Source organism: Nonomuraea sp. NPDC049480 (assembly GCF_044465905.1).
Lineage (GTDB): Bacteria > Actinomycetota > Actinomycetes > Streptosporangiales > Streptosporangiaceae > Nonomuraea.
This window is the reverse complement of the sequence record NZ_JBITMD010000062.1, coordinates 1-13,207: the sequence shown is the minus strand read 5'-3', so window position 1 is coordinate 13,207 and position 13,207 is coordinate 1. Positions and strand designations below refer to the sequence as shown.

The 13,207-nt window shown below is 66.9% G+C and carries 14 protein-coding genes and 1 pseudogene; 10 read left to right on the top strand and 5 right to left on the bottom strand.

Annotated features, from left to right (window positions below):
* Positions 1-406 precede the first annotated feature (406 nt).
* The 4 genes from ACIBX3_RS60730 to ACIBX3_RS60715 all read left to right on the top strand — a co-directional run bounded on the left by ACIBX3_RS60730 (position 407) and on the right by ACIBX3_RS60715 (position 2,383).
* The gene (locus tag ACIBX3_RS60730; protein ID WP_397129941.1) at positions 407-577 is read left to right on the top strand and encodes a hypothetical protein; all 171 of its coding nucleotides are present in this window, start codon (positions 407-409) and stop codon (positions 575-577) included.
* Positions 578-888: 311 nt separating this feature from the next.
* Complete coding sequence (locus tag ACIBX3_RS60725) at positions 889-1,680, top strand: hypothetical protein (RefSeq protein WP_397129940.1); 792 nt, start codon at positions 889-891, stop codon at positions 1,678-1,680.
* A 50-nt stretch (positions 1,681-1,730) separates the two neighbouring features.
* The gene (locus tag ACIBX3_RS60720; RefSeq protein ID WP_397129939.1) at positions 1,731-2,090 is read left to right on the top strand and encodes a hypothetical protein; all 360 of its coding nucleotides are present in this window, start codon (positions 1,731-1,733) and stop codon (positions 2,088-2,090) included.
* Between the two features lie 170 nt (positions 2,091-2,260).
* On the top strand, positions 2,261-2,383 hold the full coding sequence (locus ACIBX3_RS60715; protein ID WP_397129938.1) for a hypothetical protein: 123 nt from the start codon (positions 2,261-2,263) through the stop codon (positions 2,381-2,383).
* 625 nt (positions 2,384-3,008) lie between these two features.
* On the opposite strand, the gene ACIBX3_RS60710 is transcribed toward ACIBX3_RS60715, so the two are convergent.
* A complete protein-coding gene (locus ACIBX3_RS60710; RefSeq protein ID WP_397129937.1) occupies positions 3,009-3,689 on the bottom strand; it encodes a response regulator in 681 nt (226 codons plus the stop codon).
* Complete coding sequence (locus ACIBX3_RS60705) at positions 3,686-5,662, bottom strand: sensor histidine kinase (protein WP_397129936.1); 1,977 nt, start codon at positions 5,660-5,662, stop codon at positions 3,686-3,688. Before ACIBX3_RS60705 ends, ACIBX3_RS60710 begins: the two co-directional genes overlap by 4 nt.
* On the opposite strand from ACIBX3_RS60705, the gene ACIBX3_RS60700 reads away from it, so the two are divergent.
* The 5 genes from ACIBX3_RS60700 (at position 5,661) to ACIBX3_RS60680 (ending at position 9,745) form a co-directional block, all read left to right on the top strand.
* A complete protein-coding gene (locus ACIBX3_RS60700) occupies positions 5,661-5,795 on the top strand; it encodes a hypothetical protein (RefSeq protein WP_397129935.1) in 135 nt (44 codons plus the stop codon). The genes ACIBX3_RS60705 and ACIBX3_RS60700 overlap by 2 nt on opposite strands.
* A 61-nt stretch (positions 5,796-5,856) precedes the next feature.
* On the top strand, positions 5,857-6,447 hold the full coding sequence (locus ACIBX3_RS60695; protein ID WP_397129934.1) for a hypothetical protein: 591 nt from the start codon (positions 5,857-5,859) through the stop codon (positions 6,445-6,447).
* A 41-nt stretch (positions 6,448-6,488) separates the two neighbouring features.
* Positions 6,489-7,019: an RICIN domain-containing protein gene (locus ACIBX3_RS60690; RefSeq protein WP_397129933.1), complete on the top strand. Its 531-nt coding sequence runs from the start codon at positions 6,489-6,491 to the stop codon at positions 7,017-7,019.
* A gap of 428 nt (positions 7,020-7,447) precedes the next feature.
* Positions 7,448-8,569, top strand: a complete 1,122-nt coding sequence (locus ACIBX3_RS60685) for a hypothetical protein (RefSeq protein ID WP_397129932.1) — start codon at positions 7,448-7,450, stop codon at positions 8,567-8,569.
* 45 nt (positions 8,570-8,614) lie between these two features.
* The gene (locus ACIBX3_RS60680; protein ID WP_397129931.1) at positions 8,615-9,745 is read left to right on the top strand and encodes a WD40 repeat domain-containing protein; all 1,131 of its coding nucleotides are present in this window, start codon (positions 8,615-8,617) and stop codon (positions 9,743-9,745) included.
* A gap of 774 nt (positions 9,746-10,519) precedes the next feature.
* On the opposite strand, the gene ACIBX3_RS60675 is transcribed toward ACIBX3_RS60680, so the two are convergent.
* Together ACIBX3_RS60675 and ACIBX3_RS60670 are read right to left on the bottom strand one after the other, a co-directional pair.
* On the bottom strand, positions 10,520-10,930 hold the full coding sequence (locus tag ACIBX3_RS60675) for a hypothetical protein (protein WP_397129930.1): 411 nt from the start codon (positions 10,928-10,930) through the stop codon (positions 10,520-10,522).
* A gap of 235 nt (positions 10,931-11,165) precedes the next feature.
* A pseudogene (locus tag ACIBX3_RS60670) lies at positions 11,166-11,303 on the bottom strand (IS5/IS1182 family transposase); the annotation flags it as partial.
* Between the two features lie 65 nt (positions 11,304-11,368).
* Here ACIBX3_RS60670 and ACIBX3_RS60665 point away from each other — a divergent pair.
* Positions 11,369-12,046 (top strand): sulfotransferase domain-containing protein, encoded by a 678-nt coding sequence (locus tag ACIBX3_RS60665; RefSeq protein ID WP_397129929.1) that lies wholly within the window; start codon positions 11,369-11,371, stop codon positions 12,044-12,046.
* Between the two features lie 293 nt (positions 12,047-12,339).
* Here the strand turns inward: ACIBX3_RS60665 and ACIBX3_RS60660 are convergent, their stop codons facing one another.
* Positions 12,340-12,951, bottom strand: a complete 612-nt coding sequence (locus ACIBX3_RS60660; RefSeq protein WP_397129928.1) for a hypothetical protein — start codon at positions 12,949-12,951, stop codon at positions 12,340-12,342.
* Between the last annotated feature and the right edge of the window lie 256 nt (positions 12,952-13,207).

The following is a 13,207-nucleotide window of genomic DNA, read 5'->3' as shown; positions in this document are numbered from 1 at the left end:
AGCGCCACTTCCAGCAGCCCACCGGCTGCGATCACCAGCCTGCCGTACTACCAGCAACCACGTGAACCCTCGAATGACTTACGAGCCGGACCACTTAGGTCGCCCACTCGTCTCTACGTCCGAGGCAAGGGCACCCAGCCCGACGGACGTTAAGCATCTCCCGATGACAAACGGTTAAGCATGTCCTGGGACCTCACATTGACAATCCCTAGGTTATGAGGCGACGCATGGCGGTGGCGGTTCTCCTGATGGCCGCCTCCACGGTGACTGCGGGGCCGACTGTGCGGGCGGATGCCGTGGTGGATCCGGCCGATGCCGTCCAGCGCCAGCTCGTTCCGGGCCATGGGGTAGAGATCGTCGAGCATTCCCGGATGTTCTGTTCGACAGGTGGTCTTCCGTCAAGCCGTTGCACGGCGTCGTGGGGTTCGGCAAGGGCAAGATCGTGGCGTCGGACATGAAGAATCCCAACATCGGACGTGGCACCCGCAACATCTGCATCGGCAAGCGCGGCTGCGAGTCGTACGTCAAGGGTGACCCTGACGATCCACTGCCGCTGGGGGAGACGTGGCTGTCCTAAGAACCAAGGCTGGCTCGGCGAAGTCGCCGCGATCGAGGTCAGCATCGCCGCAGCCGACCAGAAACTCGAGGCCATGCAACGCATGGCGGCCACGCACACCACCGTCCATCTCGGCATGCCGGACTTCCGTTCCTCCGCTGGCCGCACCGCTCCCGAGCCCTGACCCCGCAGGCGCTGTTGTCATCCCCAGTAGGGGGTCACCGCCAGGTTCGTGTGCTCAACCGAGTACGCCCAAACCTGCATATCTGGCTACACCGGAAGCGCCGCATATACCGGCCGAAATTGACCTGAATTAGGTTAAGGTCAAGCGCATGGATCGCCTCTCCGAAATCACCTTCTATCTGCCCACGACTCCGGAGTCACGCACCTTCCTCGGCGAACTACGCTCGCTGCTCGCCGAGGTCGTATACGCCACATCCGGCGGGGCGGCTGACCATCTGATCCTCACCCCGCCACAGCCCGCCGGCGCCCGTCCGGTGACGGCGTTCAAATTGGCCAACGTGCCCGCGCCGCAGGTCGTCTTCGACACGGGCCAATCCATCGGCGTCTGGGGCGGCGAAACGCCCGATGCACAGACGCCGCCGGCCACGGTCGAAATGGGGGACCTGACCCGCCGTCTCGCCGGGCATGTCCAGCGTGTCGATCACACGGGTGTGAACCTGCCCGCCAGCCACACCTCGCCCGAGCAATGGCAAAACCTTGTCAACGCACTCGCCTCGGCCTCCACCATGTACCGCTTTCCCACCGGTGAAACGTGGCCCTTCGTCCTTCCCTCGACATCAGATGAGCATCTCGGCGACATCCACGACTTCGTCGCCGGCCGCGAGCCCCGGTTCGAGCTGGTCTACGACCAAGGATTAACGCAGACGGAATGGCAGTTCGCGCTCTGGACCGACTTGACCCGCGCAGAGCTGGAGCAGCTATTCCCCGAGCCCGAAGGGACCACGTTCTCAGGCCTTGAGGAGATCTTCCGCGTCGTCACGGTCAACCATCCCTGGCCGAACCTGGAGATCCGATTCGACCTGTGCTACCGCATCGAAGACGGCCCATCCGATTGGGAAACCGGCGAGTGGCTGGTCACCGAAGGCGGCCGCATCCGATAACACCGGCCTGTGGACACACAGGCGGGTCGCTCGACCCCCGCTACGGAGCGATGACACAAGCAGCGACCACTACGCAGGCCACGGCTCGTTCGGCGAACCTTCGCCCTCATGGTGCTGCGGACTACAGAAACGGTTCCCGACACGCCGACACGGGGGCAAACGCCAAGGTTCTTTGCGCTACTTTCTGTGAGCGAAAGGCGGCCGCCAAGCCATCTGGAAGCTTAAAGATTATTTCGGTTAAGAGCTGGTCGAGAAAAAACGGCCGGCTGCTCGCCTACACCGCCCCATGGTTCGCTGGCACGACCTCCGACCCGCTGCCGCCGCGTGACCACCCCGACCGGCGCACCTTCAACCTCGACATGGTCGCCACCTTCGTCATTTACCCGTCAATCCCCGCCCCGCGGATCTGAACCTGCTGATCGACGAGGCGGAGACGGCCCGGCAGGAGCAGCGCGGTGCCTGGGCACAGTTCGGGCAGGACCTGCTGCTCGGCTATGAGTACCGGGCATGTATCAAGCTCGGCATCCGCGACCTGGACGATCCCGCCGACGCGATCGCGGAGGCCTACCAGCGGGTGTGCGTGGACCTGCGCATCCTGACCGAGGTCGGCCTGTTCGGCTACCACCAGGTGCCGCCATCTCAGCGGCTGTGGATCTGGGCCGCCGACCTGGAACTGGCCCGCAAGGACCTTCCTCTCGCCTGACTTGCGGTAAGGCGAATACGAGCTGGTCGTCCTCGGCCGTGAACTACCTTTCCTCCACGTTCTCCGTCCGCATCTCCGCTGCGCCGGCACCGCTGGGGGCTGCTCGCCACCACGTTCAAACGGCAAGCTGGCGGGCAGCGCTAATCCGGCTGGCGCCGGGTGCGGCAACCCCACCAGCGGCATGGTCCCTGCAGCAAGTTTCACGGCTGGGAAGGAAACCCGGCCGCCGGAGAACCCCGCATGGTCGAAGGAGACCCGTCGTGGGGCACGTGAGTCGGCGTGGGCGTGACAAGCGAAGGCGATGCAGCCGCTGAGGGATCTGGCCAGGAGAGCGGACTGGAGCCGGTGGTCGACGATGTGCGATGCGCTGACCAACTCGCCCGGATGTTGGGTGTGTGCACCGCAGCTCGATCAGCCGCGCGCTGACCGCCGCCGCCCCAAGGGGCCCGTGGCCGCCCTTCAGCATCGATCCCGCCACGGGCAGGCGCGCCTACAACACCTCCGGGTTCCTGACTTGGCCTGACGTTGACGAGGCTGCTACGACAGCGACTCCTCGTCGTAGTGGTCCGCGGCTGCGCGTTCCACACGACGTCCGGCTTGCGGGTCCCCGGGATTTGCCTGTAGGTCATGACCGGTGTCCGTCTCCCGGCGTCAGCAGTCCGGACTCGTACGCGTGGATCACCAGGTGGACCCGCGTGGTGGCGTCGAGCTTGGTGAGCAGCCTGCTGACGTACGTCTTGACCGTCGCCGCCCCGATGAACAGCCGCTCGGCGATGTCCCCATTGGACAGCCCCTGAGCGACGAGCCGCAACACGTCGGCCTCCCTCTCGGTCAGCTCGGGCAGTTCCCGGGTGGTGGCCACGACGGGCGGCGTGACCGCGAACGCCTCGATGAGCCGGCGCGCGATCGACGGCGACAGCAGCGCGTCCCCGTCAGCGGCCACCCGCACCGCCCGCAGCAGCTCGGCCGGCGGCGTGTCCTTGAGCAGGAACCCCACGGCCCCCGCCCGCAACGCCCCGAAGACGTATTCGTCCAGCCCGAACGTCGTCAGCACGACGATTTTCGTCATTGCACACGCCGGATCACCGGTGATCCGGCGTGTCGCCTCGATGCCGTCGAGCACCGGCATCCGTACATCCATCAGCACCACGTCCGGCCGGGTGGCCCGGACCAGTCGAACCGCCTCCTCACCCTGCCCCGCCTCGCCGACGACCTCCAGATCGGGAGTGGCCGACAGAAGGGCGACAAATCCGGCCCGCACCAACTCCTGGTCGTCGACCACCACGACCCGCAGCGACGTCGTCATTGGCTCACCCGTTCCCTGCCGACGGACAGCGTGGCACGGACGCTGAAGCCGCCGCCCGGCCGCGGCCCCGTCTCCAACGTCCCGTCGAAGAGTGCCACGCGTTCCCCCATCCCCACCAGGCCGAACCCGCCTCGGCCCACCGGTGAACCCGGTCCGTCGTCGTCGACCCGAATCTCGATGACTCCCTCAGCCGCCCGCACGCCGACCGTTACCGGGCTGGAAGGCGCGTGCTTGCGGGCGTTGGTGAGTGCTTCCTGCACCACCCGGTAGACGGTCAGCCGCATGCTCTCCGGCGCGTCCGCGACGGACGGGTCGATCTCCAGCGTGATCGGGCCGTGGGAGGCCCGGTGCACGGAGGCCAGCAGCTCCAGCTCCGCCAGCCCCGGCGTCGGCGCGAGGCTGGCCGCCGCTGTGTCCGGCTGCAGCAGGTGCAGCATGCGGCGCAGATCATCCATGGCGGTATGCGCCGCGTCCTCGATGGCGGTGAGCGCGGGCGCCACCCGCTCCGGCTGGGAGGTGATGAGGTGTCCGGCGACACCGGACTGGACGGCGATGACCGACAACGTGTGCGAGACCACGTCGTGCAGCTCCCGTGCGATGCGCAGCCGTTCCTCGACGACCGCCCGTTCGGCCTCCCGGGCCTGCCGCCACTCGGCCTCCAGCGCCAGCTCGACCGCGTGGTCCATGGCCAGCCGCCGGTGCCTGGCGTACCGGCCGAGTGCCCACAGGACGGTGACGGCGGCCACGGTGACCAGGGCGAGTGGATGGTCGAAGTACGGGGCACGCAGCAGGGCCAGCATGCCCATGCCGGCGTAGACCAGGGCCAGGCCCGCCACCGCGACCGGGCGTCGCCGTTCGGTCGCGACCGTGTACAGCGCGATCATCATGCACAAAGACGTCAGCCCGCCGTTCCAGCCGAGCGCCGCGATCGTGAAGGCCGACACCACCACCACACCCAGCACGCTCATCGGGAAGCGGCGCCGTACCGTCAGCGGCAGCCCCGCGCCCAGCGCAAGCAGCACCAGCCACGCATCGGGCTCGGGGTAGGTGTAGGTGTCGGTCGGGTCCTTCGCGAGCACGCTGGCCACCGCCACCGCAGCCACCGCCAGCCCGAGCAGCAGGTCGAGCAGCCGCTCCCGCCGACCGGGAACGGCAGGGCCATTGTGGCGGGGACCGGCCGGCCCGTCGAGCTCGGGGGAGGGCGCGCGGAGCAGGCCGAGCATACGCCGCAGATCTTCCAGCGCGGCCCGGCCGGCCTCCTCGATCGTCGAGAGCGCCGGCCCCGCCCGATCCGGCCGCTCGCCGACCAGGTGCCGGGCGACGGCAGACTGCACGGTGATGACCGACAGCGTGTGGGAGACGATGTCGTGCAGGTCGCGTACGATCCGCAACCGTTCGGCGAACACCGCCTGCTCCACCGCCAGCGCCCGGCTCCGCTCGGCCTCCAACGCCAGCGCCACCGCCTCCTGCCTGCCGAGCCGCCAGCGGCGCACGTAGAAGCCCAGCGCCCAGGCCACCACGAAGAACCCGGACTCGGGCAGGGTCGCCGCCGACCAGAGGTCCGGCGACCGTAACACCATGACCCCGATCGTCGCGGCGTATGCGGTGACCAGGCACGCAAGCGACACCCGGACTGGACGCCAGGCGGCGACCGCGTAGAGGGCGAACAACACGCAGACGCCTATCAGCCCCGGATCCAACCCTTGCCACTCGAAGGAGGTGTTGGCCGCGAGCGTGAGGGTGTATACGGCCAACGGCCACCGCCTGCGCATCGCGAGCACCAGCCCCGCCGCCAGTGCCGTCAGCACCATCGCGGCATCCGGCTCGGGCTGCGGGAAAGCGGAAGCCGGATCGTAGGTGAAGACATCGCTGACGGTCAGGGCGGTGAGGGCCAGCGCCAGCAGCAGGTCCAGCAACCGCTCCCGCAGCGGCAGCGCCTCCGCCTGCCGCCCGCCTGCCGCCATCGCACTCATGATCGCAGGGTACGGCCCGGCGGCCCGGCCAGGATACCGCCGTGCGGGGGACGCCTCCTTCCCCCGCACGACGGTACGCGCCCAGCAGATCCGCCGCCTGGGGGAACACCCCGATCAGCCGGCAGGCCGCTGACCGACACGCCGCCGGAAGCGCACTCTGGCTGACGACGCCACCAGCCCTCCGGAGGAAGCCGATGTCCACGACCTCGTACGACTCGCAAGCCCCATCAAGCCGCGTCCTCACACCTCAATTCGCCGTCATCGCAGGCGGCCTCATCGGCGCGACCGGCGCGGCCGCCTACATCTCCAGCTTCTTCCTGCTGTCCGACCTCAGCGGCCGCGAGGCCGTCCGCAGCCCGCTGTGCGTGACCGCCAATGTGCTGATCACGATCGGCTTCATCACGCTGGCCCTCGCCCTGCCCGCGCTCACCGGCCCCGCCAAGATGCCCCGTTGGGTCACGGTCACCGCGGGTCTGGGCTGCGCGTTTCTCGCCGCGGCCGCGTGGGCGATGGCGACGTTCGGCGCCGACGTCGCCGGCACGGTCACCGACGCCCAGTGGGACAGCCCCGGCCTCCTGGCCCTCGCGGGCCTGATCCCCAAGATGGTGCTCTGCGGGCTCGGCTTCGGCGCGCTCGCCGTCGCTGGCTGGAGAGGTCGCGGCATCTCGCGAGGGGCGTGCGTCCTGCTCAGCCTCGCCGCGCTGGTCGCCGTGCTGCTCCCGCCGCACCAGCCCGCCGCCCTCCTCGGCGGCTTGGCCCTGGCCTGGGCCGCCAAGTCCGCCTGATCCCGCCACCCACACGAGTCCATACAAGAGAGAAGGTCAGCATGTTCACCACAGGTGTTCGACACGCCCTCACCGTCGCCTTGGCCGCCACGGCCACTTTTGCCCTCGCCGGCACCGGTACCGCCCACGCGGACGGCCTGTACTACACCTTCGTCGCTCAGCACAGCGGCAAGTGCCTGGACGTCAGGGACGGCAGCACCGCACACGGCGCCCGCGTCCACCAGTGGCAGTGCATCCCCGGGCTCGCCAGCCAGCAGTGGGAGGTACGCCCGCTCGACGACGGCTCCTACGCCCTCATCAACCGGCGCAGCGGCAGGTGCCTGGATGTGTACCACGCGAGCACCACCGACGCCACCATAGTCGTGCAGGCCACCTGCTACTTCAGAAACAACCAGCGGTGGTGGATCACGGACGACCCCGCCAACGGCTCGCGCCCCCAGAAGGTCGTCGCGAAGCACAGCGGCAAGTGCCTGGACGTGGCCTGGGCCGACAAGGCCAACGGCACCAGGCTCGTACAGTCCCGATGCTGGAGCGGCGCCAACCAGAAGTGGCAGATCAGCAAGGTCTCCTAGCACCGCTGCACGACCGCAGCAGCGATCGAACGTCTCCCGTCCGTGCCCTTCCGAGAGCACGGACAGAGGACTGAAGGCAGCACGACTGGCGTGTTGGATACGCCGCCGGCAAGAGTGCCACGACGCGCCGCCCGCACGTTTCCGTAGCCTCCCAGAACTTCTCCTTGCTACGCGAGCACCAAGCGCAACAACTCCCCGCACCGTCTGCGGCTGCGACGACAAATTCGTCGCCTACGTCTGCCGCCAGGACAAGGCCACAGAGCTTGTTTCCAAGGAGTCCAATGATCCGCTCATCACCGGCCACGACGGCACTGGCAGCAGCTCTGTTGATCATCACACGGACGGCTGCCACGCACGCATCCATCGCGGCGTCGATGAGCGCCGGCCAGGCCTGCATGAGCACTCAAAGGCCAGCAAGGAGAGCGGTCATGCTGTGGAGGAAGACGGTCGCGCTGGGCTGTGCGCTGCTCGCGCTGACGGGGTGCGGATCGGCGGGTACGGTCGACCAGGCAGGCGGAACGGATACGGCCGAACCCGTGGTGCTCACCATGGCCGGCATCCGGGACGCCGCGGAGGCGGAGGACTTCGTCGCCCAGGTCGAGCGGCTGTCGGGCGGTGCGGTGCGGATCGAGGCCACGCGCCGCTGGCGCGCGAACGATCCGGAGGCCGAAGCCGACCTGGTGCGGGAGGTGCGCGCCGGCACGTACACGCTGGGCGTCGTCGGAGCCCGGGCGTGGCACGGGCTCGGGGTGCGCTCGTTCGACGCGCTGCTGGCGCCGTTGGAGATCGCCGATCTCACGCTGGAACAGGCCGTCCTGGGCGACGCCGGGCTGACCTCGCAGATGCTTCAGGGACCCGCCGCGCTGGGGCTGGAGGGGATCGGCATCCTGCCCGGCCCGCTGCGCAGGCCCGCAGGCGTGGAACGGCAGTTCCTCGGCCCGGCCGACTACAAAGGCGCGGGGATCGCGATCTCCGCCGGGGAAGTGGCGGCGCGCAGCTTGGCAGCTTTGGGGGTTACTGCCGTGCGCCACGCGTTCGAGGGCTCACCGGTGAACGGCTTCGACGGGGTGGAACTGCAGATCGCCGCCGTGCGGGACAATCGGTACGATGGGGTGCTGCGATCGCTGACAGCGGACGTGAGCCTGTGGCCGCGCCCGCTCACGATCGTCGCGAGCCGCCACGCCCTCACCCCGGACCAGCGCGACCTGCTGCGCCGGGCCGCGCTGGCGGCGGTGCCGGACAGCATCGAGTTCATCAGATCCTTCGAGCAGGAGGCGATCAGCGTCCTGTGCCGGCGCGATGCGATCAAACTGGTGACCGCGGGGCCTGAGCGGGTGCGGGAGCTGCGCGCCGCGTTCGCCCCGGTTTACGCCTGGCTGGAGGAGGACCGTCAGACCAAGGACTTTCTCGTCCGCATGCGCGCGCTCCGCGACAGAACGCCGGCGGAGCAGGCTCTCACCTGCCCAGCGTCGACCGGCGGCACGAAAACCGCGCCGTCGGCGACCCGCTCGCCCATCGACGGGCTGTACGAGGTCACCTGGAAGAACTGAGCACCTTACCGCTGGACGCTATCGAGATCCACCAGGCAGACGATCATGTCGGAAATCGAACGTTTCTCGACAAGATCACTAAGGTGGACCAGACGCGATGATCAACGCCGCCAGAGTGTCCAAGAAACATGTCGAAAAGTTCGAGTGTCCAACAACTCGTGTTGTCACCGATCCTGGAGCAAGCCGTTGATCGAAGTTCTGACACCGATTCGCAAGATAGGGATCGAGCAGGCGTACATCCCCGAGGCGCGAGCGGTCCTCCCTGACGGGGACACCTGTGTGGTCGTCGACGCCTACGGCCGGTTGTTCACCGTCTCACTGTCTACAAGTGAAGTGGTCCGAGTGGAGTCGGGCTCGCTGGGGGTCTCCGCGCTTTCGGTGACCCCAGATGGTCGGCTGATGGCCACGAGTATGCACGCCTTCGGTGAGTACGGCATCCGGATCTGGGACGTGGCGAGCTGGACGGTAACCACGGAGTTGCCCGGGCACAGCCACCCGATCCTGGCGCTGTCGGCGGTGGGTCGAATCGTGGTCACGGCGGCCCGGGACGGTACGCGGGTGTGGGATTTGCACGAGGCATCCTGCCGCTTCACGCTGCCGGGCACAGAAGAGGTGATGTGGGTCGCGGTAACCCACGACGAGCGCCATGCGATCACGATGAGCTGGGATCGTTCGATCATGCTCTGGGACATGCGGACAGGCGTACCGATCCGGACGCTGCGGGGCGCCGACTCCCGATTTCCAGCCTTGAGCTCGCCCGCGAGTGACAACGGGGTCTGGATTCGGACCGTCCTGGCGGACTCGGTACGCGGTCGCGTGCTGGCGGCCGACGGTCAACTGTGCGTGGGCGGCCTCGACGGTCGGCGTCCCCTGGCGAACTGGGAGACGATACCCCGACACGACAGGGTGTACATGATCCCGGGCAAGGACATGGTGCACACCTGCGTGGCGGCGCTGAATCCGGCGGACGGGACCGTGGCCGTCGACTACGGCGGACGCGTATACCTCCTGGACCCAGGCGGGCAACCGCTCGCAGTGATGGGACCGGAACCGGCGCCGGGCTGGATACCGGTGAGCACCATGACCTTCACCCCGGACGGCCGGTTGGTGTACTCCTTTCCCGGCGCCTTCGCGGCCGTGGAGGTGTGGCCGGCGCTCTCAGAGCTCACCGAATGAGGCAGCTGTGCTCACCAACGGGTCATAAGGGGCTTGAGGGGTGGTGGTGTAGTTGGTGGCAGTGGTCAGCCAGTGGCTTGTTCGGTGAGGGCGCGGGTCTGGGCGAGCCGGTAGGAGTCAGTGCCGGTCTCGAGGATGGTTCCGCCGAAGGTGAGGCGGTTGCCCCTCGGCCATCAGCTACGTCATCGGCCACCCGACGGCGGTCAAGACCGCCCTGCTGGCCGATGAGGCGACCCGGGCGGCGGCGCGGGAGGCCTGCGCCACCCAAGCCCGCGCGGTCCGTGACGGATCCGAGGCCGATGCGTCCATGGACGTCTTCAACGCCATGGCCGTCCGTGCGCAGGCATTTCTAACAGCGGTAGACGCCCGTGGACGATCTCGACCTCGCTACGGACCAGATGCCAGACTTCCCTCCCTGACCTACGGTGAGGCGGACCCGAGGGCTGCCCACGCCGGGATTATCCAGAAGAAAGCGCGAGGAAGGCGCACAGCAGAAGGAAGAGGGCCAGAACCAGACTGCATGCCGATATTGTGGCTCGCTGATCAACGTGCCCTTGAACTGCGGGGACGAACCCGCCCCGGGCCTTCTCAGCGCTCGCCAAAGCCGCCAAGTCGTAGGCAGGCCGCGCGAGGCCACAACCAGCACGACCCGCAGCCGCCGACCTAGCCCACGGCGTCCAGCCGTCCGAAACGCTCTTCGGCCTCCTCGGGAAGGGGCGGTGCCTTCGACCAGGAACCGGAGTCACCAGCGCCCACTCCAGCGATCTCGCTGGCTCATCGGCCTGTCAGGTGGAGGTCACCTCCGAAGCTTCGCGCGACCACACTCGCCGTGTCGAAGACGAACTCCGCCCCCACGCACTGAGCAGGATCCTCGGCGTCGAACCGCTCCCTCACGCGCACAAGCCGCTCTCCGACATGCCGCACGAAGGGGACCTCAGCAGGGGCGGGGACGATGTCGACGCGGCTGCCGAGTTCCGGCATCGTGTAACTTTTCCTCGGCTCGTCCGGCGTGATCCGCAGCGTCCAATCTCCGGCGACACGGATCAGAATGGTCACCGCCTCAAGGTGGAGCCACACATGCTGGAGTTCGGGGTCATCGGACCCATGGGTGAACAGTGCCGTGGTCACCGCGACCAGGCGCTGACGCTCCAGATTGGAAATATCCACTATCGCCGTCCTCCGCACTAGTCCTTGCCGCGGTGTCTGCGATCCGGCGCACCGCCGGGTGTGGGCTGCTCGTTCTTGTATCGTGCCGGTCGTGACGCATTCCGACTGGGCAGATGTACGCGTACGGTTTTCGCGGCTGGCCGCGGCGCCCGGTGCCGGTGCGGTGTTCGGTTCTGCAAGCCATGGCTGGAAGCTTGAGCCACCGCTGGAAGCCCAAGACCTGGCTGACCTGGAGGCGCAGCTTCTGGTAGAGCTACCTGGCGAATTCCGCTCCTTCGTGCTGCAGGAAGCAGCACAGCTTGTGGAGGATGCGCCAGCTCTTGAGCGGGGCGTTGGCGTGTTCGCCGGGTCCGCGTAGCCGAGCGTGGGAGCGATTGGCCGCCTTGTGGGAGGCCTGCGGCCATAAACAGAACAATCCATGCGCACGCAATGTACGGAGACATTACCGTTAAGGGCATGATCATCTGGGTCGCTTCGTTCCCTCGATCAGGCAACACCTTCCTCCGCATCATCCTCAAGCAGCTGTACGGCGTGCACACCTCCACCGTCTACGACGTCGACGGCGTGGCTGCGCGGCTTGGCCCTGACCTGATCGGCTTCGAGGAGCGTCCGTCCTCAATTGAGGAGATGCGCGCCTCCGAGAAGCTGCATTTCGTCAAGACGCACCGGCAGCGTGCCGGGGAAGAGGATCGCGCGATCTGTCTCGTGCGAGACGGGCGCGACTCCATAACTTCATGGGCCCACCTGACCGGTGCGCCTGATGTCGAGGCCGAGATCCGCGCGATGATCAACCGTCGTGACGAGGTAGGAACGGGCAGCTGGGGTCAGAACGTACTGAGCTGGCTACGTCCGCCCGCGCCCCATCGCGTAATGCTCCGCTATGAGGATCTGATCCGCAAGCCCCGACGGACCGTCGAGAAGGTGCTGGCCACGCTGGCGCCGGCCCTACGGCCACTGCCTGATGCTCGCATTCCCACCTTCGCAGAGCTCCACCAGGTCGATGGCGGCTTCTTCCGGAGAGGACACACCGGCACACACTCGGACGAACTGCCAGAGGAGCTGCACCAGCTCTTCTGGTCCCGCCCCGATAACGTCACGGCCATGGAGCTGCTTGGGTATTCACGCGATGCGTGAGGGTTAGAGTGTCTGACAGAGAGGGCTTGCTGTACTTTGCAGCTGTAAAAGATCGAAAAGGCCACTTCCTGCTCTGAGGAAGTGGCCTTTGACCTGGGGTGGAGCCTAGGAGATTCGAACTCCTGACTTCCTGCTTGCAAATCGGTCTGATCTTCGATTAGCACGGCCTCGACCTGGGCGACCGGCAGTCCGCCAGTGACCGTGACTAACCCCTGTTGACCGGCCTTAATGGCACGCTAATGGCACGGCGATCACGTATGCGGTCACGGGGTCTGTTCTGCCGGACCTCTGTTCTACGGTGTGCGGTCACCGTATTTTTCGATGATCGAACTGAGCGAGCGTGAGCCTGACGGCATCTCCTGCACCAGTGGATGTGGTGAGGTGAAGCCAGTGTGTACGGATCGCATCCATTCGTCGTCGACCACAGCCTGGCATAGCGCTTCGGCGGTGATGAGCGTGGCGAGACCACAACTGTTCTCCCAGGTCTCCCGACCCGCTGGGCTGGCAGCGATCCATTGCTCGACGCTGGCGAGATCAGGAACTGGATACCAGTCCCAATCCAACATGTCGAACTTGACCACCAGGCCGCTTTCCGTGCGATAGGAGACCAAGGCTGGGGCGTCATCGATCCATACAGCGCTCAGGCAGGGGCCGTACTGCGCCAGAATGGGAAGAGCTCCATCGGTGACAGAATCGACGCGGTAGTCCATGATGACGGTGCCATTGCCGAGGCGTCCGATGAGCATGTCGACGTCGTCTGCGTTGAAGCGTGCCGGCTGAGTGCTCTCGGGTGAGATGTCGTACGCCGCAAGGACGTCGTCAATCTTGGTAGCGGAACACCACGTCAAGTCGACGACCAACCGAGTTCGCAGGTAAAACCACTCATAGTAGGTTGAGTCGATCACAAACGTTTCCTCTCAGCTGAAACCGCCATGGGCTACGCTCAATGATCTTTGCGCATCCGCGTGCCGTCCACCGCCGAACCGCGATCAGTTACGTTGCTCGGTGAGCCAGGGTGAGGAACGAACCCTGGATCGTCGATCGCCCCCGACTGTCGACGACGCGAGAATACTGACCCCCAGGCGACGGCTGAATGTTGACCCCTCCACTCTCTGGAGGGTGATCAAGGTGGAGGACTGGGCGGAGATCCGTCGGCTGCAC